The 24,030-nt window shown below is 68.9% G+C and carries 20 protein-coding genes and 1 tRNA gene; 13 read left to right on the forward strand and 8 right to left on the reverse strand.

Features of this window, described 5'->3' with window-relative positions:
• Positions 1–5 precede the first annotated feature (5 nt).
• Together EDD31_RS08055 and EDD31_RS08060 are read left to right on the forward strand one after the other, a co-directional pair.
• On the forward strand, positions 6–938 hold the full coding sequence (locus EDD31_RS08055) for a type II secretion system F family protein (protein WP_123303691.1): 933 nt from the start codon (positions 6–8) through the stop codon (positions 936–938).
• 31 nt (positions 939–969) lie between these two features.
• Entirely contained in the window at positions 970–1,863 is an 894-nt protein-coding gene (locus EDD31_RS08060; RefSeq protein WP_245991055.1) for a type II secretion system F family protein, read from the forward strand.
• A 46-nt stretch (positions 1,864–1,909) separates the two neighbouring features.
• On the opposite strand, the gene rlmB is transcribed toward EDD31_RS08060, so the two are convergent.
• Genes rlmB through EDD31_RS08075 form a run of 3 tightly spaced genes read right to left on the reverse strand, consistent with a single transcriptional unit; the run spans position 1,910 to position 5,694 of the window.
• Positions 1,910–2,956 carry a 23S rRNA (guanosine(2251)-2'-O)-methyltransferase RlmB gene (gene rlmB / locus EDD31_RS08065; RefSeq protein ID WP_123303692.1) on the reverse strand — a complete coding sequence of 349 codons (1,047 nt, stop codon included), beginning with the start codon at positions 2,954–2,956 and terminating at the stop codon, positions 1,910–1,912.
• A 19-nt stretch (positions 2,957–2,975) separates the two neighbouring features.
• Complete coding sequence (cysS, locus tag EDD31_RS08070; protein ID WP_123303693.1) at positions 2,976–4,427, reverse strand: cysteine--tRNA ligase; 1,452 nt, start codon at positions 4,425–4,427, stop codon at positions 2,976–2,978.
• A 22-nt stretch (positions 4,428–4,449) separates the two neighbouring features.
• Positions 4,450–5,694, reverse strand: a complete 1,245-nt coding sequence (locus EDD31_RS08075; RefSeq protein WP_123303694.1) for a DUF4032 domain-containing protein — start codon at positions 5,692–5,694, stop codon at positions 4,450–4,452.
• A gap of 197 nt (positions 5,695–5,891) precedes the next feature.
• Between EDD31_RS08075 and EDD31_RS08080 the strand changes: the two genes are divergently transcribed.
• Entirely contained in the window at positions 5,892–6,209 is a 318-nt protein-coding gene (locus tag EDD31_RS08080; RefSeq protein ID WP_148058903.1) for a DUF4333 domain-containing protein, read from the forward strand.
• 76 nt (positions 6,210–6,285) lie between these two features.
• Here the strand turns inward: EDD31_RS08080 and EDD31_RS08085 are convergent, their stop codons facing one another.
• The 3 genes from EDD31_RS08085 to EDD31_RS08095 all read right to left on the reverse strand — a co-directional run bounded on the left by EDD31_RS08085 (position 6,286) and on the right by EDD31_RS08095 (position 10,014).
• A complete protein-coding gene (locus tag EDD31_RS08085; protein ID WP_123303696.1) occupies positions 6,286–7,407 on the reverse strand; it encodes an ABC transporter ATP-binding protein in 1,122 nt (373 codons plus the stop codon).
• 268 nt (positions 7,408–7,675) lie between these two features.
• Positions 7,676–8,503 (reverse strand): trehalose-phosphatase, encoded by an 828-nt coding sequence (otsB, locus tag EDD31_RS08090; protein ID WP_123303697.1) that lies wholly within the window; start codon positions 8,501–8,503, stop codon positions 7,676–7,678.
• Positions 8,500–10,014, reverse strand: coding sequence for an alpha,alpha-trehalose-phosphate synthase (UDP-forming) (locus tag EDD31_RS08095; protein WP_123303698.1), 1,515 nt, complete (start codon positions 10,012–10,014; stop codon positions 8,500–8,502). The genes otsB and EDD31_RS08095 overlap by 4 nt, the downstream gene beginning before the upstream one ends.
• Before the next feature lie 149 nt (positions 10,015–10,163).
• On the opposite strand from EDD31_RS08095, the gene EDD31_RS08100 reads away from it, so the two are divergent.
• The 3 genes from EDD31_RS08100 to EDD31_RS08110 all read left to right on the forward strand — a co-directional run bounded on the left by EDD31_RS08100 (position 10,164) and on the right by EDD31_RS08110 (position 13,087).
• Positions 10,164–12,023, forward strand: coding sequence for a serine/threonine-protein kinase (locus EDD31_RS08100; protein ID WP_123303699.1), 1,860 nt, complete (start codon positions 10,164–10,166; stop codon positions 12,021–12,023).
• The gene (locus tag EDD31_RS08105) at positions 12,020–12,868 is read left to right on the forward strand and encodes a DsbA family protein (RefSeq protein WP_170163245.1); all 849 of its coding nucleotides are present in this window, start codon (positions 12,020–12,022) and stop codon (positions 12,866–12,868) included. The genes EDD31_RS08100 and EDD31_RS08105 overlap by 4 nt, the downstream gene beginning before the upstream one ends.
• 146 nt (positions 12,869–13,014) lie before the next feature.
• Positions 13,015–13,087 (forward strand) — tRNA-Thr (locus tag EDD31_RS08110).
• On the opposite strand, the gene EDD31_RS08115 is transcribed toward EDD31_RS08110, so the two are convergent.
• Positions 13,087–13,938 (reverse strand): hypothetical protein, encoded by an 852-nt coding sequence (locus EDD31_RS08115; protein ID WP_123303701.1) that lies wholly within the window; start codon positions 13,936–13,938, stop codon positions 13,087–13,089. The genes EDD31_RS08110 and EDD31_RS08115 overlap by 1 nt on opposite strands.
• 231 nt (positions 13,939–14,169) lie before the next feature.
• Positions 14,170–14,409 (reverse strand): hypothetical protein, encoded by a 240-nt coding sequence (locus tag EDD31_RS08120; protein WP_123303702.1) that lies wholly within the window; start codon positions 14,407–14,409, stop codon positions 14,170–14,172.
• Positions 14,410–14,573: 164 nt separating this feature from the next.
• Here EDD31_RS08120 and EDD31_RS08125 point away from each other — a divergent pair, with 164 nt between their 5' ends.
• The 7 genes from EDD31_RS08125 (at position 14,574) to EDD31_RS08155 (ending at position 23,940) form a co-directional block, all read left to right on the forward strand.
• A complete protein-coding gene (locus EDD31_RS08125) occupies positions 14,574–15,248 on the forward strand; it encodes a uracil-DNA glycosylase (RefSeq protein WP_211336087.1) in 675 nt (224 codons plus the stop codon).
• Between the two features lie 63 nt (positions 15,249–15,311).
• Entirely contained in the window at positions 15,312–15,599 is a 288-nt protein-coding gene (locus EDD31_RS08130) for a DUF3263 domain-containing protein (protein ID WP_123303703.1), read from the forward strand.
• A 64-nt stretch (positions 15,600–15,663) separates the two neighbouring features.
• Positions 15,664–16,356, forward strand: a complete 693-nt coding sequence (locus EDD31_RS08135) for a LytR C-terminal domain-containing protein (protein WP_123303704.1) — start codon at positions 15,664–15,666, stop codon at positions 16,354–16,356.
• 393 nt (positions 16,357–16,749) lie between these two features.
• Positions 16,750–20,319 carry a choice-of-anchor G family protein gene (locus tag EDD31_RS14990; protein ID WP_148058905.1) on the forward strand — a complete coding sequence of 1,190 codons (3,570 nt, stop codon included), beginning with the start codon at positions 16,750–16,752 and terminating at the stop codon, positions 20,317–20,319.
• A gap of 186 nt (positions 20,320–20,505) precedes the next feature.
• Complete coding sequence (locus EDD31_RS08145; protein WP_123303705.1) at positions 20,506–21,261, forward strand: DUF5819 family protein; 756 nt, start codon at positions 20,506–20,508, stop codon at positions 21,259–21,261.
• A complete protein-coding gene (locus EDD31_RS08150) occupies positions 21,258–22,337 on the forward strand; it encodes an HTTM domain-containing protein (protein ID WP_123303706.1) in 1,080 nt (359 codons plus the stop codon). Before EDD31_RS08145 ends, EDD31_RS08150 begins: the two co-directional genes overlap by 4 nt.
• 97 nt (positions 22,338–22,434) lie before the next feature.
• Positions 22,435–23,940, forward strand: a complete 1,506-nt coding sequence (locus EDD31_RS08155) for a phytoene desaturase family protein (protein WP_123303707.1) — start codon at positions 22,435–22,437, stop codon at positions 23,938–23,940.
• The last annotated feature ends 90 nt before the right edge of the window (positions 23,941–24,030 follow it).

A 24,030-nucleotide genomic window follows, 5' to 3' on the forward strand; every position in this document is an offset into this window, starting at 1 on the left:
CCCCGATGGCGTCCGCGGCCGCCATGGGGATCACGGCCTGTGCGCTGGCCCTGTTCATCGGCGGCTACCTGCTCCTGAGCCCAGGCCCGGTGCGGGTGCCGCGTGATCGGCGTCGTCCTGCACATGAGGCCGGCCCCACGGTGCTGGCCAGCACCGCGACGGCGGCCACGGCGCTGGTCGGCCGTGCCTTGAGGTGGCGCGGCGCGCCCGGCGCCAGCGCCTTGGAGCAGGCCGGGATAAGAATGCGGTTGCAGGACTTCGTCTTCCTGGTGATGGTCACAGCCCTGGCCGCCGGTGCCCTCGGCCTGGTGGTCTCCGGCCCGCTGCTCGCGATCGTGCTGGCGCTCCTCGTACCCGTGGGAGCGAGGATCCTCCTCGTCATCCGGGCCAGCCGCCGCCGGACCGCTTTCGCCGATCAGCTCGACGACTCCCTGCAGCTCATGGCCAGCAGCCTCCGGGCCGGACACAGCCTGCTCCAGGCCATGGCCTCGGTCTCCCGCGAAGCCGAGGAACCCACCTCCGAGGAGTTCGCCCGGGTGATCAACGAGACTCGTGTGGGCCGGGAACTCGGTGAGGCCCTGGAGGAGACCGCCGCGCGCATGGGCAGCGAGGACTTCGTCTGGGTCACCCAGGCCATCGCCATCAACCGTGAAGTGGGCGGGAACCTCGCCGAGGTTCTCGACGGCGTCGGCGAGACCATCCGGGAGCGCAACCAGATTCGCCGCCAGGTCAAGGCACTCGCCGCCGAGGGCAAGCTCTCGGCCTACGTCCTGATGGCCCTGCCCTTCGGGATCACGGCCTTCCTTTCCTGGGCCAACCCCCAGTACCTGGCCAGGTTCACGCAGAGCTTGGCCGGCTATGCCTTGATCGCCCTCTCCATCGTGCTGCTGATCGCCGGTGGGGTGTGGCTGCGCAAGGTCGTGAGCTTCAGGTTCTGATGTTCCCGTTCCCGGCCGGAAGGAGGTCACGGTGCCACCGCTGATCATGATCGCCGTCGCGTTCGTCGCGATGGCACTGTGTGCGCTGACCTGGGCCGTCCTGGCCGGCCCCGACCGGGGGCGCGAGCGCACGCTGGACAATCTGCACCGCGGGCTGCACCAGCGCCCGGAGCAGAGCGCTTCGTCTGCTGAGGGTTCCGGCAGCGGGGTGCTGGCCGCGATCACGCGCCGCCTGACGCCCAGCGCCTCCCTCCGCCAACTGGAGCGCCTGCTCATGCGCGCCGGACGCCCTCCCGCCTGGCCGGTGGAGCGGCTGGCGGCAGCCAAGCTCCTCGGGGCCGGGGTGAGCGCCACGCTGAGCCTGTTGTTCATCAGCAGCGAGCCCCGACCGCTCACGGTGCTGGTCGGTGGTGGCGCGACCGTGGTGTGCTACTTCTTGCCCGAGTTGTTGCTGCACAGCCGCGGGCAGGAGCGCAGTCAGGAGATCGCTTTGGGGCTGGCCGACACCCTGGACCAGATGACGATCGCGGTCGAGGCCGGTCTCGGCTTCGATTCCGCCATGGCCCGGGCAGGGAAGAACGGCACGGGCCCTCTCGCCGAGGAGCTCATCCGCACTCTGCAGGACATCCAGCTGGGCCAATCACGCCGCGAAGCCTATGAATCCCTCGCTCTGCGGACCGAGGTGCCCGATCTCCGCCGGTTCGTGCGCTCCCTCATCCAAGCCGATGCCTATGGCATTGCCGTGGCCGACGTGCTGCGCACCCAGGCCGCCGAGATGCGCGTCAAACGCCGTCAGCGCGCCGAGGAGAAGGCCATGCAGATCCCCGTCAAGGTCATCTTCCCGCTCATGATGTGCATTCTGCCCGTGCTGTTCATCGTGTTGCTCGGGCCGGCTGTCATGGACATCATCGACGCCTTCGGTTAGCGCGCCGTGGGCACCGGTTCCGGTGCCGGCGCGCCCCGCCTCCGCCCTACGCCTGTGCTCGGAGGCGGTCCACCTCGTAGAGCGCGATGCCGGTGGCCACTGCGGCGTTCAAGGACTCCACGTCCGAGGCGATCGGGATCGAAGCGATCACGTCACAGCTCTCGCGCACGAGCCGGGAGAGCCCCTTGCCCTCCGCGCCGGTGACCAGCACCAGCGGCTCAGTGGCCACCTGCAGGTCGCGGACCGGCACTTCGCCGCCGCCGTCGAGGCCGACCACGAAGCAACCGGCCTCCTTCAGCGCTTCGAGGGAACGCACCAGGTTCGTCACCCGCGCCACCGGTACCCGCGCCGCAGCGCCGGCCGAGACCTTCCAGGCCGTGGCCCCCACGCCCGCAGAGCGGCGCTCGGGTACGACGACGCCGTGTGCGCCGAAGGCACCGCCGCTGCGCAGTACCGCGCCGAGGTTGTGCGGGTCGGTCACCTGGTCCAGCGCGATGATCAGCGGCGGGCGGCCACTGCGTTCGGCCGCCTCGAGCAGGTCTTCGATGTCGCGGTAGTCGTAGGGCGGGACCTCGATGGCCACACCCTGGTGGACGGCGTTCTCGGTGAGCACGTCCAGGTCGGTGCGTGAGATCTCGATCAGCGGCGCACCCAGCGCGGTGGCGGTACGTACCACCTCGGAGAGGCGCTCGTCGGTGGGCTTGCCCCCCGAGAGCAGCACCCGGCGCAGCGGGACGCCCGCGCGCACGGCTTCGGTGACCGGATTGCGCCCGGCGATCAGGTCCGAGCCGGCTTCGATCCCGGCGGCGGCGCGAATGCGGCGCACCTTCGCCTCGGAGATCGGCGCGCCCGAGCTGCGTGCCCCGCTCCCTGCCCGTGGCCCGGTCTCGGCAGCAGTGCGCCCACCCGCAGCCTTGCGCTTCTCGGCGGCCGCCTTCTTCTTGGCTGCCGGGTGGTAGTCACGCTCCTCGGCCTTGGGTGTGGGGCCCTTGCCCTCGAGCCCGCGGCGGCGCTGGCCACCCGAGCCCACCTGCATGCCCTTCTTCGATCCTGGTTTGCGCACCGCTCCGCGGCGCTGTGAGTTCCCGGCCATCAGCCTGCTCCTTCTTCCATCAGCTGGGCCCTCCCAGGCTCCAGCGTGCGCCGGCGGGGGAGTCCTCGACGACGATTCCGGCTGTGGTCAGCCGGTCGCGCAGAGCGTCCGCGCGGGCAAAGTCCTTGGCGGCGCGTGCTTCGGCACGCTCGGCGAGCGCTGCCTGCACCAGGGCATCCAGGGCCTGACGTTCCCGGCCGCTGCCTGTGCCGCTACCCCCCACGGTCTCACGCCATGGCTCGGCGAGGGGATCCAGTCCCAGGACGTCGAGCATGGCACGCACCTGGAGCTGAGCGCTGCGCACGGCCGCGCCGTCGCCTTCGGCGAGGGCGTTGTTGCCGAGGCGGACCTGCTCGTGAATGGCCGCGAGGGCGACCGAGACGTTCAGGTCGTCGTCCATCGCGGCCACGAAGGCCTCGGGCAGGTCTGCGGGGCCGAGCGCCGCGATCTCGGCGGCGTCCACCTCTCCCTGCTCGGCAGCACGCTGCACAAAACCGCTCAGGCGTTGCCAGACGGCGGCGGCCTCGGCGGCGGTGGTGTCGGTGTACTCGATGGTGGAGCGGTAGTGCACGGTACCCAGCGCGTAGCGCAGCACCGGTGAGGGTACGGAGCCCAGGAGGTGGGCGACCTGGAGGGAGTTGCCGAGCGACTTGCTCATCTTCTCCCCGCCGGTGGTCACCCAGGCGTTGTGCAGCCAGTGCCGGGCGAAGCCGTACCCGGCCGCGTGGGACTGCGCCTGCTCGTTCTCGTGGTGGGGGAAACGCAGATCCAGCCCTCCGGCGTGGATGTCGAAGCTCTCGCCCAGGTACCTGCGCGCCATCGCCGAGCACTCCAGATGCCACCCTGGCCGGGCCGTGCCCCACGGGGTGGGCCACGAGGCGGTCTCCGGCTCACCGGGACGGGGCGCCTTCCAGAGCGCGAAGTCGCGCGGGTCGCGCTTGTCACCGCCCGCCCCGGCTGCGGCTTCGTCCTCGGGCGCCATGTTCTCCAGCGCCTGGCGGGTGAGTGAGCCGTAGGAGTCGAGCGAACGTACATCGAAGTAGACGTTGCCCGACTGTCCGGCGTAGGCATGCCCGCGGGCGACCAGGAGTTCCACCAGGGCGATCATCTCGGGGATGTGACCGGTGGCGCGCGGCTCGTAGCTGGGGCGCAGCACCCCGAGGGCGTCGTAGGCGGCGGTGAACTCCTGCTCGAAGCGGTAGGCCCAGGCCCACCAGGGAGCTCCGGCTTCGGCGGACTTGGCCAGGATCTTGTCGTCGATGTCCGTGACGTTGCGGATCATCGTGACGTCCTGCCCGCAGCGGCGGAGCCAGCGCACCAGCACGTCGAAGGCGACGGCGGCGCGGACGTGCCCGATGTGGGGCGAGCCCTGCACGGTGGCCCCACACAGATAGATCCCCACCTTGCCAGCGTCGAGTGGCACGAAGGCCCGCAGTGACCGGGTCGCGGAGTCGTACAGGTGGAGATTCACCCGGTCAGGGTACCGGCGCGCCTCAGTCCTCGATCGCCGGCATGGAGAGCGTCTCGCGGTCGAGGAAGGCGCGTTCGTCCGGGCGGTGCTTGAGCACGGTCTCCACGTAGTGCTCCACGGCCTCCATCATCGGCACGTTGCGTTCCTCCTGCTCCGCCAGGAACCAGCGGTGCTCGAGCACCTCGTGGAAGATCTCGGCCGGCTCGAGCTTGCGGCGCAGTTCGCGCGGCACGCCCTTGACCGTCGGGTTGAAGACCTCGTCCATCCAGTCATGGGCCACCAGCACGGGGTCGTCCTCCTGCCGGTCGGTCTCGGCGCGGTAGGCCTCGAGGTCGTTGAGCATGCGCCGTGCCTGGTTCTCCTGGACGTCCAGCCCGGTCCAGCGCATGATCTGGCGGTGGTAGTGCCCGGCGTCCACCACCTTGGGCTGCAGCGAGACGGTGGTGCCCCCGATGTCGGTGGTCATGGTCAGCTCACCGACATCGAAGCCCAGGGCGTTGAGCCGGTTGATCCGCTCGGTCACCCGCCAGCGCTCGGAGGTCTTGAACAGCTCGACGTCCGTGAGTTCGCGCCAGAGTGACTCGTAGCGCTCCACGATCGTGTTGCCGACCTCGACGACGTCGACGTCCTCGTCCAGTACCTCACCGGCCTGGAGGTCCATGAGTTCACCGATGATGTTGGTGCGGGCCAGGTCGACGTCGTAGTTGCGCTGCCCCGGGGTGAGGGTGGGGTGGAGCTCGCCGGTCTCGGCGTCCACCAGGTAGGCGGCGAAGGCCCCGGCGTCGCGGCGGAACAGGGTGTTCGACAGCGAGACATCGCCCCAGTAGAAGCCGAGCAGGTGCAGGCGCACCAGCAGGACCGACAGCGCGTCGATCAGCCGCGAGGCGGTCTCGGGGCGCATGTACTGCGAGAAGAGCGCGCGGTAGGGCAGTGAGTACTGCAGGTGCTCAGTCACCAGCACCGAGTTGAGTTCCTCGCCGTCGGGGGATCGCCGGCCGGTGATCACGGCCAGGGGAGTCACCGAGGGCGCCTCGAGGCGGCGCAGCGATCGCAGCAGCTCGTACTCGCGGTAGGCCACGGACTCGCCGATCTCCTTGACGGCGATCACACGCCCGGAGAGCTTGACGAAGCGAACGATATGGCGGGAGATACCGCGCGGCAGTGCGGCGAGGACCTCGCCGGGCCACTCCTCCAGGGGCACCTCCCAGGGGAGGTCCAGCAGCGCCGGGTCAACCTTGGCGGCGGTGATCTGAAGGGAGGCAGGCATGCGGGAAGTCTCTCAGCAATCGGTGCGCGGTGTGGTGGGGAAGGAGTGGGTCAGAACCCTGACCGACAGTGTGACGTGAACAAGAATGTCGGAGAGTTGTGCTGGTGTTCCGGATAGGGAGCATCCTGGCATGTCGCCTTGACCACATATTCTTCGGGAACGTGGATCTCGAGCATGCGCTCCGCCACCATGAATTCATGCATCAGACAATCAGTAAGATCATGAAAGCTGCCGTTGTTCCTGTGGCCGCGGGCCTGCTACTCGCCGGTTGCGGTGGCGCGGTCGTCGAGCAGGGTGAGGTGGAAGCCCAGGTCGCCGACCAGCTTGAGCAGATGGTCGGTCAGCGCCCGAACGTCGATTGTCCTGGCGATCTCGAGGCCGAGGTCGGCGCCACCATGGATTGCGTGCTCTCCGAGGACGGGCACCCCGACGAGTATCTGGTCAGCCTGACCGTCACCTCTGTCGAGGACGGTGTCGCCTCGTGGGACTTCCAGGTCGCTGACGAACCGATGTGATCGGTCGCTAGCTTCACCTCACAGGCAAAACAGGGCGGGATCCGGATGGATCCCGCCCTGTTTCATGTGGCCGTGGTCAGGACGGCAGTCGCTCTCCGGTGGTGTGGGAGAACACGTGCTGTTCGCCCTCGCGGATCGTGACGTGGATGGTGTCGCCCTTCATCGGGGTGCGACGGGGGTCGACACGCACGATGATCTGGTCGGCGTCCTCACCGGAGCCGAGGTCGGCGTCAGCTACCTCGCCGGCGAGGCTGCCGTAGACGAAGGCGTCCGAGCCGAGCTCCTCCACCAGGTTCACCTTCACGGGGATGCCGTTGCCGCCCTCGCTGGTGGGCTCGAGAGCCTCAGGGCGGAAGCCCAGGGTGATCTGGTTGTCGTTCTCGTCGGTCAGGGCATTCATGGTGGCCCGGGAGAGTGGCACGCGCGCCGAACCGAGCACGGCCTGGTCGCCCTCGAGCTTGAAGGTGCCGAGGTTCATGGCCGGGGAGCCGATGAAGCCGGCGACGAAGACGTTCTGCGGGGTCTCGTACATCTCGCGAGGGGTGCCGACCTGCTGAAGCAGACCATCCTTGAGCACCGCGATGCGGTCACCCATGGTCAGTGCCTCGGTCTGGTCGTGGGTCACGTAGACGGTGGTGACGCCCAGGCGGCGCTGCAGCGACGCGATCTGGGTACGCGTCTGCACACGCAGCTTGGCGTCCAGGTTCGACAGCGGCTCGTCCATGAGGAACACCGAGGGCTGACGCACGATGGCACGGCCCATGGCCACGCGCTGACGCTGACCACCCGAGAGTGCCTTGGGCTTGCGGTCGAGGTACTCGGTGAGGTCGAGGATCTTCGCTGCCTCTTCGACCCGCTGACGGATCTCGGACTTCGGAGTGCCGGCGATCTTCAGGGCGAAGCCCATGTTGTCGGCCACCGACATGTGCGGGTAGAGGGCGTAGTTCTGGAACACCATCGCGATGTCCCGGTCCTTGGGCTGGACGTCGGTGACGTCGCGGTCACCGATCAGGATGCGGCCGGCGTTGACGTCCTCCAGGCCGGCGAGCATCCGCAGCGAGGTGGACTTACCGCAACCGGAGGGGCCGACGAGCACGAGAAACTCGCCGTCGGCGACGTCCAGGTTGAGTTCGTTCACCGCGGGGCGTTCCTGCCCCGGGTAGACGCGTGTAGCGGCGTCGAAAGTTACTGATGCCATGGTTCTGCAATCCCTTCACCGGCAGGTACGTGCCGGACGATCCGTTGTGAAAGGTGCCAGGGGCGTGTCCGCACTGACACAGCCGCTTGCGACGAGTTCATTCCGTACCGTGATCCACGGTGTGGAACGGGCCCGCTACTAGCTGCCGTGAGAATAGTGCCACACTTTCGGCGGCTCGGGTATCGCGGGCGCCCTGACCGGATCCTTGCTCGAGTTTACTGCGGCTTGAACCCAAGGTGTGGTGCCCATGGTGAGGAGCGGGTGCCTGCTACGACCCGGCGCGCAGCAGCTCGAGCAGCCGGTGGAGCACTACGGTGATCTCCGCGGGGGTGTCCACCCGGTAGGCGGCGCCTGTGTCGCCGTCACCGACCTTGATGGAGACGTCACCGCGCCCGGAATCCAGGGTTGCGAAGGCGTACTCATCGGTGGTGTCGTCGCCCGCGTAGAGCACGGCCTCGGCCCCGAGCTGCTCGCGCAGGCGCAGGAGCGCATCTCCCTTCGTCACGTGGAGGACGGACATCTCCACCACGTCCTTGCCCACCACGGTGTGCACCCCGTCCAGGGCGGCGGGACCGGCGGTCGTGGCCTCGGTGACCTCCACGCCGCGGGTGCCGGCGGTTCGGGTGTGCAGCACCACCGCAGCGGGCTTGCGCTGCACCCATGCGCCCTCGACGCCGTCGGCGATCTCCTCGGTCCGGCGGCTCAACTCGGCGAGCAGCACGCGCTGATCCTCGTCGAGCTCCAGCGGGTCGATGACGGCCGCCTCGGGCGATCCCTCCTCCGAGACTCGCGCCCACTGCGCACCGTGCGACCCGATGATGCGGGTGCCGGCGGGCACCCCGGACCGGCCGGCAAGGTCCTCGGCGTCCCGCCCGGAGACCAGCACCACCTCCACGCCCTCGACCGTCGCGATCTGCGCGAGCGCGGCCACCGAGTCCGGCAGCGGCGCCGAGGCGGTGGGGTCATCGATCAGGGGGGCGAGCACGCCGTCGAAGTCGAGAGCGACCAGCACGGGCCGGTGGCTACTGAAGTCCACCAGTGCGCGATCCAGCTGGTGGTGCACCGCGGCCAGGAACCTCGGCTGTACATCGTTCATCGCGCGTCCTCCTCGCGGGTCGTCCTGGCCTGCGACGGCTCATCGCCCTGGGTCGTCTCGCCATGGTGACGTCCTGGGCGCAGGTCGCTGGGCGGCGTCGGAACCGACATGGCCAGGTAGCCCAGGAAGTCGTCCGCCCAGCGTTGCACGTCGTGGGTCAGCACCCGGCGGCGTAGCGACCGCATCCGGCGCCGCTTCTCCTGCGTGGACATCGTGACGGCCTGCATGATCTTGGCCTTCGTGCCGTTGATGTCGTGCGGGTTGATCATCAGTGCCTGGGTGAGCTCGTCGGCGGCGCCGGTGAACTCGGAGAGCACCAGCGCCCCGCCCAGATCGGAACGGGCGGCCACGTACTCCTTGGCCACCAGGTTCATACCATCGCGGAGCGAGGTCACCAGCATGACGTCGGCCGCGCTGTAGAGGGCCGCCATCTCTTCCATGGGATAGGAGTGGTGCATGTAGTGGACCGCCGCGCGGCCCAGGGTGCCGTAGTCACCGTTGATGCGGCCCACGGTCACCTCGACCTCGTCACGCAGCTGCCGGTACTGCTCGACCCGCTCCCGTGAGGGGCTCGCCACCTGCACCATGCAGGCCTCCGGTGGCCGGAGCTGGCCGTCCTCGAGGAGCTCGCCGAAGGTCTTGAGGCGATGACTGATCCCCTTGGTGTAATCCAGCCGGTCCACCCCCAGCAGCACCACCTCCGGGCTGCCGAGTTCGAGGCGGATCTGCTTGGCCCGCTCCTGGACCTCGGGGGTGCGGGCGAGGCGGTCGAAGGCGGCGGAGTCGATGGAGATGGGGAAGGCCTGTGCCCGCACGGTGCGATCGGGGCGCGACCAGTGACCGGGCACGGTCACCTGGGGCCCGCGGACCTGCAGGCCGGTCAGGCGGCGCACCGAGCGCAGGAAGTTCGAGGCGTCGCCCGGGCGCTGGAAGCCCACCAGGTCTGCTCCGAGCAGCCCTTCGATGATCTGGCGGCGCCACGGAAGCTGGGTGAAGATCTCCAGCGGCGGGAAGGGGATGTGGTTGAAGAAGCCGATCTTGACGTCCGGCCGCAGCGCGCGCAGAGCGGCGGGCACCAGCTGGAGCTGATAGTCGTGCACCCATACGGTGCCGCCGGGGGCGACCGCCTGAGCGGCAGCGGTGGCGAAGCGCCGGTTGATGGCGGAGTAGGTGTTCCACCAGGCGCGATGGAACTCCGGGGGGACGATGACGTCGTGGTAGAGCGGCCAGAGCGTCGCATTGGAGAAGCCCTCGTAGAAGCCCGCCACCTCCTGCTCGCTCAGGCGCACCGGCCAGAGGGTCATCGTCTCGTCCTCGAAGGGCGCGACGTCGATGTCGGGTTTGCCGGTCCAGCCCACCCAGGCGCCACCCTGGCTCTCCATCACCGGTGCCAGGGCGGTCACCAGGCCGCCGGGGGAGCGTTCGAAGCTCAGCGAACCGCCTTCACCGATGGTGACGTCCACCGGCAGGCGATTGGCGACGACGACGACATCGTGGGTACCTGCAGACACAGCAGCGATCAGCTCCTCGATTCAGGCTCCCGCGCGGAGGTAGGCGGGGTCTTCAGCTCTCGTAACGGTACTGGCGCCAGCCAGCTGGCGCCCACTTGAGCCCCGGGTGCGGGCGGCGGACGGATGAACGGGGCAGGTACCTTGCTGACATGAGCCACTTCGCGCGCGAGGATCACGCCCATGAGGGCGCTGGCGGCGACGGCGCGGGCCCGGAGACCACCCGGCGAATCGACGGCGCGGGCGAGAGCGTCGCCGGGCCAGACTTTCCGGAGAGTGCGGGGGAGGCGGTGACTCTGGACGCGCCCTCGCGCGCGCAACACTGGGAGCGCGAGGTGGGCGGGTACCGCCTGGTGCGCCGCCTCGGATCGGGCGGCATGGGCACGGTCTACGAAGCGCTCGACGGCGGGGGCCGCCCGGTGGCGCTGAAGATGCTCCACCCGCACATCGCCGCCGACCCCCAGGCGCGACGCCGGCTGGCCCGCGAGGTCGCTCTGATGCATCGCGTCTCGGGCACGGGGGTGGCCCAGGTGCTCGACGCCGAGGTCGAGGACGTCGAGGCCTTCGTCGTCACCGAACTGATCGAGGGGCCCACACTGGAGGAGGACCTGACCGCCGGTGGCCCCTTCAGCGCCGCCGAGATGGCCGGATTGGCGCATGGGCTCGCCGAGGCACTCGAGGCGATCCACGCCTCCGGAGTGGTGCACCGCGACCTCAAGCCCAGCAACGTCATGCTCTCCCCGGAAGGTCCGGTGCTCATCGACTTCGGGATCGCCCAGGTGGCCGATGATGTGCGGCTGACCCAGACCGGCCTGGTCACCGGCACGCCGGGGTACCTGGATCCTGAAGTGATCTCGGGTGCGGACCCGGGCCCCGCCGGGGACTGGTGGGCGTGGGCCGCCGTCATCCTGCACGCGGCCACGGCCCGCCCACCCTTCGGTCGCGGCTCCAGCCAGGCCGTGCTCGCCCGGGTCTCCACCGGTCGCTGCGACAGCGACGGCCTGCCCGGAGTGGTCTCCGGGGTGCTGCGGCGAGCCCTGGACCCGGACCCCTCCCGGCGCGCGGCGGCCGAGGAGGTGATGTCGGTCCTCGACGCCGTCGCCGCCGATCCCGACTCCTATCTGAGCGATGATGCCGCTGCCACCTCACCGCTGGTGCCCGGCCCATCAACGAGCCCGCCACCGCCACCGGACTCGGCTCCCGATGCCGGGCCCGAGGCCGGAGGGCGCACGGCGATCCTGCCGGCCGTCGGCTACCCGGCTCATGAGGCTCCGCCGCCCCCGCGCTATCCCATCGAGCCGGGCACGGACGCGACCCGGCGGATGCCCGCCGATGCCCCCGCAGCGCCGAATGCGTGGCAGCCCGGACTCGGCGGGCAGAACCAGACTCTCGCCACCGATCCCGGGCATCAGCCCGTGCCCGGCTGGGCGATCCTGCCCCGGCCTCGACCCTTCACGGTGCTGGCAGTGGGCATCGGCCTGAGCGCGCTGGCGCCCATCCTCCCCGGCGTGTTCCTCCTCACCGCGGCCGTCGTGCTGCTCGGCGCCGCCATGACTGGATGGGCCTCACGAGCCCGGCGCACCGCACGCATGCGCCGCGGAGTCCGCCCCGGAGACACCGCCCGCATGATCGTTGCGCTGCCCTGGTCCCTCCTGCGCGGCCTCGTGGCCCTACTGCCCGGTTTGCTGCTGGGCGCGGGTGCTGCGGCGGCCCTGTGGTGGGTCACGCCGGAGATCGCCGGCCGCGCCGCGGAGCCCGCCTGGGGGCAGGAGCCGGTGGTGTTGGGGATCGCGGCTGCTGTGGCGCTGACCGTGGTCTGGCTGACCCCGACCAGCACCAGCGCCCGCGAGGGCGCCCGGGTGTGGTTGGCAGTGGTCGCCCCGAGCGCCGGCTATCGGGCGTTCGTCATTGCGATCTTCCTCCTGATCGCTGTGGTGGTGGCCATAGGCGTGCTTGGCGACAGCCTCGGCGCCCCAACCTGGGCTCCATTTCCGATTACTCTGACCCGGTGAGTAATGCGACGTCCGGCCACTCGTCCGGAGCAATGACCAAGGCTCAGCGCCGTGCGGCCGCGCAGGAGAAGGCCAAGCAGCTGCGCGAGGCCCAGGAAAAGCGCGAACGGCGCAACCGCTTCATCCTGATCGGTGGGGTCGGAGCGGTCCTGCTCGTCGTCGCGGTGCTGGTGTGGTTCATCTTCTCGGAGGGCTCACGCAGCCCGCTCGATCGCCTCGAGGAGAACGCCAAGCCGGCCAACGTCAGTGACGACGGAGGGATCCGCTTCGATTCCCAGCTGGTGGCCGGAGAGATCGACAGCGACGCCTCCGAACTGGCGATCTACCTCGACTTCGCCTGCGTGCACTGCCTCGACTTCGAGATGATGCACGGGCAGGACATCGCCGACCTCGTCGCGGCGGACGAGATGACTGTCGCCTATTACCCGGTGGCCTTCATCGGTGCGGGTGACTCCAGCTCTTGGTCGGTTCGCGCTGCACAGGCCACGGCAGTGGTCACCGACGGCGCCCCGGATCGTGCCGAAGAGTTCCTGCGAGGTCTCTTCGAGCTTCACGAGGGCAACCCGAACCCCTCGGATGCGGAGATCGCCATGGTGGCCGTCGACCTCGGGGTTCCCCAGGAGGTTGTCGACCGTATCGGCGAGGCTCCCTTCCAAGCCTGGGTGGGCGCCGCCACACAGTCCGCACGTAACGACGACGACGTCACCGGAACGCCGGCCGTCTTCTTCGAGGGCGAGCAGGTGTTCACCGGTCCTGAGGGCGATGGCCGGAGCTGGGCGGAGCCGGGCTCGATCGCGTCGCTCGTGCGCGGCGAGGACGGCGCCGAGGAAACCCAGGACGACTGACCCACCTCGGGCTGCCGGGCGAGCTCACCACCACGCGGGGGCGATGCCGGCAGCAGGGCTGGAACGGTCCAGCTCCGGTGCGCTGAGCATTGCTGGCACACTGGTAGTTAATGCCGATGCGCGGCTGAGGCCAGCGTCGGCGCCTTGCCTCCTTAGCTCAGTTGGTAGAGCGCTCGCCTTGTAAGCGAATGGTCGCCGGTTCGAATCCGGCAGGAGGCTCAGTGAGAATCAGGGCGGTAGGTCCGACCTCGGCTATCCACCACCGTGCAGGACAGCGCGCCGTCGCCGGTCACTTCCCAGTGGATCCGGCCCCGGCCGATGTGTCTCGGGCGGCCCCACAGGGTGCCGGCCATCTCCGGGTTGTGCCGAGCGAGGTAGATCCGGTGCTCAAGCTCGTCGAGGTGTAGTCCCCGCGTGTGGGGAAAGACCACACGACGACGACCAGGTGTCTCGCTGATCTCGGGATCGTCAGTGGCGGCGTCCGCGAGGAGACCGAAGGGATTGTGCGGCATGCTGGAGACATACTGCTCCAGCAGATACCGAGCGGCCTCCGGGGCGTCGAGTCTTCCCGTGGCCCATCGGTGTAGGGCAATGCCCGCCGGAATGAGCAAGGCGCCACTGAGAGCCCAGCGCTGCTCCGCCGCGATCCCCACGGCGATGAACAGCACGCCGAAGAGCGGCAGGACGAAACCGGCGACCCGGTAGCGCACCAGGTGCTTGTACAGCTCGAGGTGGCGGCCCGCGGGGGTGAGGGTGCCGAGCGGGAGCCCGCGGGCCCCTTGGCCTGGACGGTTCGCGGCCCACCGGAAAGCTGCCTGCCACTCCTCGTACCCGTAAGGCTTCGCGAAGTGGAGCACGATGGGTATGGCCAGCGAGGCGAGCAGCATGACGCCGAAGGAGACTCCTGCCGCACCGATGGCCGCCTCGCGCAGGCGGTGGGAGAACTGGTCACCGGCGTGGTGGACCACGAGCATGAGCCCGACGGAGACGATCAGAGCGGCCAAGGTCAGCAGCGACAGTGCCAGGCGCGTGCGCACCCGTCGCCGCAGTGGCTGGCCATCGCGATGCATGACCAGGTAGCGCGAGAGTTCCCAGGCCTCCCGAGGGGGGTTGGCGGGACGGGATCGCTGGAGGGCCTGGAGAAGCGACTCGGCGTCGGTGGAGCCGTAGACCCGATCGATGTCGGGGCCGAACCACGAACGGAGCCGCCTGGCACCGGAGCGCAGGGTGCGTTCGCGGAGGATGTCGTTCAGCTGGCGTCGCTTCCGCTGTGCCGCCAGGGGTGGATGTGCAGACCAGGCTCAGGCATCGGGGGAAGCCGCGCGGCCGTAGACGAAGTCTTCCTGCTCCTCGGGCCCCGCCCCGACGAGTTCGTCATCTGCGGCAAAACGCTCGGCATCGGTACGAGGAGCGCCGGTGGCGCGTCCGCCGGTGAGCACATCGCGTACATACGCCTCCTCCGCCTCCGGGCTCACGAGGCCGCGGTGCCGCAGCGCTTCGGTGACCAGGCCTGGTCGACGGACAGGATCGTGGCGGGTCATGGTCGGTCGATCTCCCCTCGAGCGGACAGCAACGCCGCCGTCCACATTGGCGACCTCCCCATCATGCCTCGCGCGCCGGGACGGCGCGAGGCTGACCGGGCTCGTTTCACAGATCGGATTCGCAGGTTTCACGTCTCGGAAACACCTGCGACTAGTCTCGAGGCGTGACGAGTTCGGCGAAGCAGATCCCCGATCCCGGTTGGGCACGCGCGCTGGCGCCGGTGGCGGAGCGCATCAGTGCCATGGGTGACTTCCTCCGGGAGGAGAATCGTGCCGGACGCGGGTATCTGCCGGCGGGCCCGAACGTGCTGCGCGCCTTCAACTATCCCTTCGAGGACGTTCGCGTGCTCATTGTGGGGCAGGATCCCTACCCCACGCCTGGACATGCCATGGGCCTGTCTTTCTCGGTGCAGCGTGAGGTGCGCCCGATCCCGCGCTCCTTGCAGAACATCTACCGGGAGTTGCGCGATGACGTCGGTGTCGAGCCGCCGGTGCACGGGGATCTCTCCGCGTGGGCGGAGTCCGGCGTGATGCTCTTGAACCGCTGCCTGACCGTGCGGCCCGGCGCGCCTGCCTCGCATCGCGGCAAGGGGTGGGAGGCGGTCACCGACCTGGCCATCGCCGCGCTGGTCGAGCGTGAGGCGCCTCTGGTGGCCATCCTGTGGGGCCGTGACGCCGGTACCCTCCGCCCGATGCTGGGTGAGACGCCGATCCTCGCCTCGGCGCACCCCAGCCCGCTCTCCGCATCGCGGGGGTTCTTCGGCTCACGTCCCTTCTCGCAGGCGAATGAGCTCTTGTCTGCTGCAGGGGCGGAGCCGGTGGATTGGTCACTCGCCTGAGCCATGCGGGCCGCAGGCTGCGAGCTAATGACACGGGTGTGATTCGGGCAGTACCATCGGACCATGGTTGCCAGCACGCCGGAATCCGCGCTCGACTCGGCCACAAATGGTCTCAGTGACCTGGAGCAGCGTGTCCTGGCCTTCGAGCGCCAATGGTGGAAGTACGCCGGTGCGAAGGAATCCGCCATCCGCGAGCAGTTCGGGATGAACGCCACGCGGTACTACCAGGTGCTCAACCGTCTCCTCGACTCCGAACAGGCTCTCGCGGCGGACCCCATGCTCGTCAAGCGGCTGCGTCGCATGCGTTCCGCTCGTCAGCGCGAACGCACTGCGCGCCGCGTAGGCCTCTGAGCACTGCGCGCCGCGCTGGTCGCGGCGAGCGCATCGGCCGGGTCGATCACGTTAATCTCGACTCGTGAGCAGCCTCGAGGAAGACGAGTTCGACATCGCCGGGCGTGACAACGCCCCGCAGGGCGTGCACCGCCGTCCCCGGTCTCTGGCTCGTGTGCTGCTCCCGATCATCGCGGTGCTCATCCTTGCGCCGTTGCTCGCCTGGGCGACGATTGCGCTGCTAGCCCGCACGGACACGCCCATCCCTTCGCCGCTGCCAGACCCGGAAGCCAACGAGACCGTGGTCGACCCCGACGAGGATCCGGGGGACGAGACCGAGGACGACGCGGACGGCGAGCAGGACGAGTCCACACCAGACGCCGGGGGTGACGAGGACGACTCCACCGACGCCGGGGACGACACGGACATGGACCCCGAAGGCGATACCGACCCCGACGCAGACGAGACGCCGGAGGGCGACGAACTGCCCGCCGCCGAGGTCGACTATTTCGCCGGTGTCGCAGTTCTGAACGGCACCACCGTCGGCGGCCTCGCCACCCAGGCCACGCAGGATCTGGTCACGGCTGGCTTCACGGGCGCCAGTGCCGGGAACTACGCCAGCCCACAGCCCACAGTCTCGGCTGTGTACTACCGGGACCCGGCGCTCCAGGCCACGGCGGCCGAAGTCGCGTCCCTCCTGGGGATCGGTCCCGTGCAGGAGCTTCCCGGGGCCTCAGCGGAGGTCGTGGTCGTTCTTCGCAACGACTTCTCCGGCTGAGGCTGCATTCCGGATTCGCGGCGTCGGATTCTTCGGCGATCACCCGCGGGCGGGGTAAGAGGTACTGCGTGTTAGGCCCGGTGGGGCCCGGCCCTCTGCGGTGAGTGAGTACTCAGGTCGGTGTCCGGCGATGGCTTTTCCGGCAATCGTCTGATGGCAGGGAACTGATTCCCATACTTATGTATGGAGCGGAGCGAAATAGTTCATGTCGTTATCAAATCGTGATCTATTCCGGTTGCCGATTCGGCAACCTTTCGGGAAGGTGGTGTGGCGGACAGCACTGTGACCCTAGACACACGCGCGTGCGCAACGTGCTCAGCGGTAATGGGTCTGGTGCTGGCCGGTACAGCACACCAGGCTGCCCTCCGGGCGGCCAAAACCCGGGAGCCATGAATGAAACTGTCAGCAGAGCCGGCGGCACCGCCGGCGCGCCGAAGAGCAGCGAGGCCCTTAGCGGCCGCCGCCGCTCTCGGATTGACCGCAGGCCTTTCTTTCGCCGGCGCCGTGCCGGCCCTGGCCGATTATCCGGAAGGGCCCAGCGAGTCCCGCGCTGAACTTGTCGACCTGGAGGCCCTTGGTCTTGAGGTGCTCGAAGCGAATCGCACGGCCGCCGGTTTTCCGGAGGATCCAGGCCCGAACTTCGCCCCAGTGGACCTTGAGGTGCTGGGGGGCGTGGCGAATGTCGTGATCGGTGGAGTGACTCTTCCGCTGCTGAGTGACGGCACGGCTCCTGGCCTGTTGAACCTGGGCCAAGCGGGAGCGCTGAACGGCTACGCGGCCTCCGAGCATCCCGCCACCTCCACCGCTGCCTCCGGCGCGGTCGGAGATGGCGGCGCGATCGACCTCGACCTGGTGGACGGCGACCCGGCCGATACCGACTTTGCGCGGGTGGACCTCACCGAGTTGCTCCCGCAGCTCGGGCTCGACGGACTCGACTATGCCGCTGACGAGCTCAGCCTGGGACTGGGTGCTTTGGCATCGAGTGCCACCCAGACAGCCCCGGTGGCACCGGTGGCGGCCGAGAGTGACTACGTGGTTGCCGGCGCCGAGCTCCGCATCTCCAGCCCCGCTGTCGGGGACGTGACCGCCCTGGTGGACGATGCAGTCGACACCGCAGAGGGCACGGTCAATGAGTTGCTCGGACCTGAGGGGCCGATCCAGGAGGTGCTCGATGGGCTGAGTTTCGATCCGGTGACCGTGATCGGACTACTTACGATTGACCTGGGCACGCCGACGCTCAATGCGAGTGTCGACCTCGATGGTGTGACCACTGGCTTGTTGGAGGAGCCGCTCGTTGATGAGACCGGCCTGGTCACCATCGATCTGAACACCGGGGAGATTCTGGTCGATCTCGCCCAGTTGCACGGCGGTGACCTGAACAACCTGCCTGCGAACACCTCGCTGCTGACCTCCGCCGAGCTGACGCAGATCAGCGACACAGTGGCGCTGCTCCTCGGCGACATCGTCGACATCGTGACGGACGCGGTCAACGAAGCGTTGCTGACAACGGAGGTGACCATCACCTTCGATCCGGAACTGGACGGTATCGGTGGCCTGGTGAGTGGGGACCTCGATGTCGAAATATCCGGGAGCCTGGGCGACTTTGCCGGGCTGACTGACGACGACCCTGTCGTGGACATCGATGGGAACGTGTCGGTTCTCGTCACCACTATTCCCCTGGGTGAGATCACCAGCGTCCTGACGCCGTTGGTCTCCTCGGTCCTTCCCGCGGTCCTCGGACCGGTCGCCACTGTGGTCACCGAGGCCGGGGGCATCGTCACCGATCTGGTCGGCGGAGTCGTGGGAGAGACCCTGAGCGCCCTTGACCCGCTCTTCGACGCCTTGCCGGGCCTGGTGGGCATCACGATCAACGCCCAGCCCACAGAGCCGCCGGTCAACGGCGTGGGTGATCTCGGAGCGGACTCCTTCACGGTACGGGCACTATCTGTGGATGTTCTCCCCGGCGTCAGCGGCGTTGACCTGAACTTGGCGAGCTCCAGTGTGCGGGTGAGTCAGCTTGAGCCTGGCCTGGTCGTCACACCGGAGGTCGTCGAGATCGGCGACGAGCTCACCGCTGATGGCTCCGGATATCTGCCGGGCTCGACGGTGACGGTGACCTACACCGACAGCGAGGATGAAGACGTCGAGGTGACTCCCGGCGTACCTGTTGACGAGGACGGCGAGTTCACGGACACCATCACGGTGCCGGAAGGTACCGCACTCGGAACGCTGACGGTCGTCGCCACCGATGACGAAGAGCCGCTGTTGACCGCCTCAGGCACGACGACGGTCACTGAGGACGGCGGCGAACCGACTGAGCCGACCGAGCCCACGGAACCGACTGAGCCGACTGAGCCGACCGAGCCCACGGAACCGACTGAGCCCACGGAGCCGACCGAGCCCACGGAACCGACTGAGCCGACCGAGCCGACTGAGCCGACTGAGCCCACGGAGCCGACCGAGCCCACGGAACCGACTGAGCCGACCGAGCCGACTGAGCCGACTGAGCCCACGGAGCCGACCGAGCCGACCGAGCCGACTGAGCCCACGGAGCCGACCGAGCCGACGGAGCCGACGGAGCCCACGGAACCGACGGAGCCGACCGAGCCCACGGAGCCGACTGAGCCGACGGAACCGACGGAACCGACGGAGCCGACGGAGCCGACCGAGCCGACCGAGCCGACGGAGCCGACCGAGCCCACGGAACCGACGGAACCGACTGAGCCGACCGAGCCCACTGAGCCCACGGAACCGACCGAGCCGACGGAGCCGACGGAGCCCACGGAGCCGACGGAACCGACGGAGCCGACGGAGCCGACGGAGCCCACGGAACCGACCGAGCCGACGGAGCCCACGGAACCGACCGAGCCGACGGAGCCGACGGAGCCCACGGAACCGACGGAACCGACCGAGCCCACGGAGCCGACGGAGCCCACGGAACCGACCGAGCCGACTGAGCCGACGGAACCGACCGAGCCGACGGAGCCGACGGAGCCCACGGAACCGACGGAACCGACCGAGCCCACGGAACCGACGGAACCGACGGAACCGACGGAACCGACCGAGCCGACGGAACCGACGGAACCGACGGAACCGACGGAGCCGACCGAGCCCACGGAGCCGACTGAGCCGACGGAACCGACGGAACCGACGGAGCCGACGGAGCCCACGGAACCGACGGAACCGACGGAGCCCACGGAACCGACGGAACCCACGGAGCCCACGGAACCGGCTATCGAGGCGACGCCTGAGGAGGTCGAGGAGGGCGACACCATCACCGTGGACGGTGAGGGGTACGAGCCCAACGAGACCGTGACGGTGGTCTACACCGATAGCGATGGCGACGTGATCGCGGTGAACGAGGCCGAGACCGACGGCGACGGCAACTTCCAGGACACGCTCATCGTCCCGGTGGGTACGCCGTTGGGTCCGCTGACCATAGTCGCCACGGGCGAGAACGGTGAGGCCGAAGACACCGTGCAGGTTGTCGCCGGCCCCGCCGAGCTCGGTATCGACATCGAGCATCCGGTGATCCAGCGTCTTGAGACGCAGGTCGGCTACGGATGGGGATACGAGCCCGGCACCGAGGTGCATGGACGCATGAACTCCTCGCCTGAGCTCGACCTGGGGACCGAGGTGGCTGACGAGGATGGAATGGTCGTCTTCGCCTGGCAGATCCCAGCCGATGCGGAGTTGGATATCCATACCTTCTCGCTGAGTGCTGAGGACTACGCGGATCAGTCGATCCAGTTCCGAGTGATCTCGGAGACGACTGACCCGACCGATCCGCCGCCCGCGCCTGCGCCTCCGGGTGCCGGACCGGGGCCCTCGCCTGGGCCGAGCATTCCGCCCACTGGTGTGGCGGGTGTGACGGGGCTCGCGATCGCCGCCGGTATCGTCCTACTCCTCGGAGTCGGCGCGGTGGTGGCCGTCAATCGCCGCCGTTCGATCAGCGAGGTCTAGTAGGCCGGTCTACCCACGCAGTGGCCGCATACGCCTTCGGGCGTATGTCGGCCACTGCGTGCGTACGCGATCAAGAGAAGGAAGAATGTGAGCGCGAACCGCGGTGGTCCACGGAGCAGAGCCGTATCTCCGCGCGAGGGTGTGCCCGGCCAGCACTCTCACGCGACCGATTCGCCCCATACGGCGATGCGCCGGGTGCCTGGGTGGGCTCGTCTCCTGGTCTGGCCGCTCGTGGCGGCCGTGCTCGCGCACACCTTCATCATCGCCACGTGGGTGGGCCCTGCGACGCCGATCCGCCAAGGCATAGGAGCCGAATCGCTGCGCAGCTACGTGGTGCCCGTCTTCGAACAGAACTGGCGACTCTTCGCTCCGGACATTCGCCGTCGGGAACACTCGCTGGAGATCCGCGTGAACCTCATCGACGAGCACGGGGACGCGGAACTCACCGAGTGGGTGGACCTCGTGGGTCTCGAGAACCAGATGATCCGCCACAATCCGTTCCCACCCAGGATGTATCTCGCAGCGCGACGCGTGGCCAATCGGATCAATGCCGCCAGTGGCGCCATGAGCGCCGAGCAGCTGGAACAAGCCCAGGCGAACTACATCTCGAACCCCGTGTCCGGCCTGGGCCCGGCACTGCTGAACGCCGGGGGCGATGCCCCTGCCGGGCAGCACACGGTGGAGGCGTACCTGACCTTCGACGAGGCAGCCACGATCCTGGCGTCGTCCTTTGCTGCGAACGTCTGGGACGGCGAGGTCGCCCATGTCCAGTACCGGATTGCGACGCGGGCGATTCCGCCCTTCGATGACCGGCATGGACAGCGCATCGAGGACGTCGAACCCACCTACCGCACCTTCGGGTGGCGCCCCGCACACGAGGTGGACGAAGACCTCGAGAATCTGTTCGCGCCCTATGTTCGCTACGAACGGGAGCAGTCGTGAGCACGGTCGGCGCGCGGGCGTGGGTGCGGAGCCACCGCGAGTGGGTAGAGCAGTGGTTCTTCCTCCGTAAGAACGCTGAACGGGGTCTGGCAGCAAGCCGGATCCTCATCGGCTCAGCAATGCTGGGCATCCTGCTGTCGAACTTCACCGTGCGGCATGCGCTCTGGGGCCCGGCCTCGACGTGGATCGAGCCCTTCCGTGACGACACCAACTTCGGGAGACTGCCCGAGCTCTTCGGAGACTCCCAGGCCTGGACTTTCACCCTGAAGTACCTGCTCCTGATGGCCATCGCGGTCGCCGTCATCGTCGGCTGGCGCACCAGGATGAACACCTTGCTCCTGGTCATCGGAGTGACCGCGCTTGTCGAGCGCAACACCCTGGTGGGCGATGCCGGCGACAACATCGCCCGCATCGGCCTGCTGCTCATGGTCTTTATGAGCACCGCCGAGTACTGGTCAATCGATGCCCGGCGCAGACGGCGCGCCGGAGCGCAGGCACCGCCGTCCTTGTCGCGGCGGCTGCTTCTCGGGCTGCCGGTCCTCCCCGGCTGGCTGACCAACGCGGTGCACAACCTGGCACTGATGGCGTTGGCGCTGCAGGTCTTCATCCTCTATACCGCCTCAGCGCTCTTCAAGGTCCAGGGGGAGATCTGGCAGACGGGTACTGCGCTGTACTATCCGCTGGCCTCCGCGGAGTTCTCCGTCTTCCCTACGCTGAACAGCCTCATGGCGAGCAATGCGGTCATCCTGACCGCAGCGACGTACTTCGCGGTCTACGTCCAGCTTTTCTTCGCCGTCGGCCTGCTCCATCCGCTCACGCGGCGGCTTGCCCTCGTCGGTGTGATCGCGATGCATATCGGGATTGCGATTCTGATGGGCCTGCCATGGTTCTCGCTCTCGATGATCGCCTTCGACGCGATCTTCGTGACCACGGCGACCTTCGTGGCTCTCGAGGCTCTGCTCCGGCGGCGCTTCGGTCCGGCACTGGCCCGGTGGCGTACCCGGATGCCTGAGGCGTGGCGTGGGGCGCCCGAAGAGGTGCCCGCCGAGCCAGTGGCCGCTCAGCCGGCGCGATGACCTCCGTGGCGCTCTCGTGGGCCAGCCCGCTCAGCGGGTGGGGGCCTGGCGCCGGCGTTAGTGTGAAGCGGACCCGCCCAGCCCCGACGAGGAGCTTATGAGCCACTCCCAGCCTCGCGAGACGACCGACGTGGTCGTGATCGGATCCGGCCCTGGCGGCCTGGCCGCCGCGGTGAGCATGGCCCGCGCCGGTCTCGAGGTGGTGCTCTATGAAGCCGAGCACACGCTCGGTGGTGGTTCGCGCACCCTTGATCTCGGCCTTGCGGCGGGTGTGCGCCACGACGTGTGCTCCGCGGTGCACCCCATGGCCCTGGCCAGTCCCTTCTTCCGCGAGTTCGACCTCGAAGCCCGCGGAGTCGAGTTCGCCGTGCCCGAGCTCGCCTACGCTCAGCCTCTGGATGGGCCCGAGGCAGCCCTGGCCTGGCACAGTCTTGAACGGACCGCCGATGGCCTCGGCCGGGATGGCCCGGCCTGGCAGCGCATGATGGGCCCGCTGGTGGAGAACGCCGAGGCAGTGGTGGCCCTCGCCCTGGGAGATCATCGGGGCTTGCCCCGGGAGGCACGCAGCATCTCCGGCCTCCACGCCGCGGCCATGATGGGCGCCTCCGTGCTCCTGCAAGGCACGCGGGCCTGGAACTACCCGCTCGCCACCGAGCAGGCGCGAGCGCTGCTCACCGGAGTTGCCGCCCATACCGTGGCGACACTGCCGGCGCTCGCGGCCAGCGGCACCGCCATGTTGCTCGGCTCCCTGGGCCACTCGGTGGGCTGGGCCCTTCCGCGCGGCGGGAGTCAGGCCATCGCCGATGCGATGATCGCCGACCTGCGCGCGCACGGCGGCAGGATCCACGCCGGGGAGCGAGTGGCCAGCTGGCGGCAGCTGCCTCGTGCCCGCAGTTACCTCCTCGACGTCGCACCGGAGGTTGCCGAGAGCATCTGGAGTGACCGGTTGCCAGGGGCCACGCGGCGGGCCTATCGGCGCTTCACGCGCGGCGATGCCGCCGCCAAGGTCGACTACGTTCTCTCCGGGCCCGTGCCCTGGCGCGACGAACGGGTCGGGGGAGCTGCCACGGCGCACATCGGCGGAACCCGGGAGGACATGGCCCGGGCCGAGGCGCAGGTCTCGGCCGGCCGGATGCCCGAGCGGCCCGTGGTGCTGCTCTCCGATCCCGCGGTCGGTGATCCCGGGCGAATCAGCGCGGGGAAGCGCCCGCTGTGGACCTACGCCCATGTTCCCCACGGCTACGACGGGGACGTCACAGAGACCGTCACCGCCCAGATCGAACGCTTCGCGCCCGGCTTCCGCGACGTCGTCGTCACCTCGCGCTGCACACCTGCCTCACGGCTCGATAAGCACAATGCGAACTACCTCGGCGGGGACTTCGCTGCCGGTGCCGTCACCGTGCCCCGCCTGGCCACGGGTCCGCGGTGGGCGTGGAATCCCTACGCCACCGGGATCCCGGGCGTCTACCTCTGCTCGCAGTCGGTGCCCCCTGGCCCTGGAGTGCACGGCATGACCGGCTATTTCGCCGCACGTCACGCCCTGCGCGAACGCTTCGGCCTCGCGGACGTCCCGCCGCTGGCGCCGTCCCGCTCCCTCAACTGAGGCGAGAGGTGGGAACTGCTCAGCCACCGTGGTGAGTGGCCAGCGGCGCGGGAGCGAATACCGTCCGGAGTGCCCTCGGCCGGCCGCCGC

This window comes from Bogoriella caseilytica (genome assembly GCF_003752405.1).
Taxonomy (GTDB): Bacteria; Actinomycetota; Actinomycetes; order Actinomycetales; family Actinomycetaceae; genus Allobogoriella; species Allobogoriella caseilytica.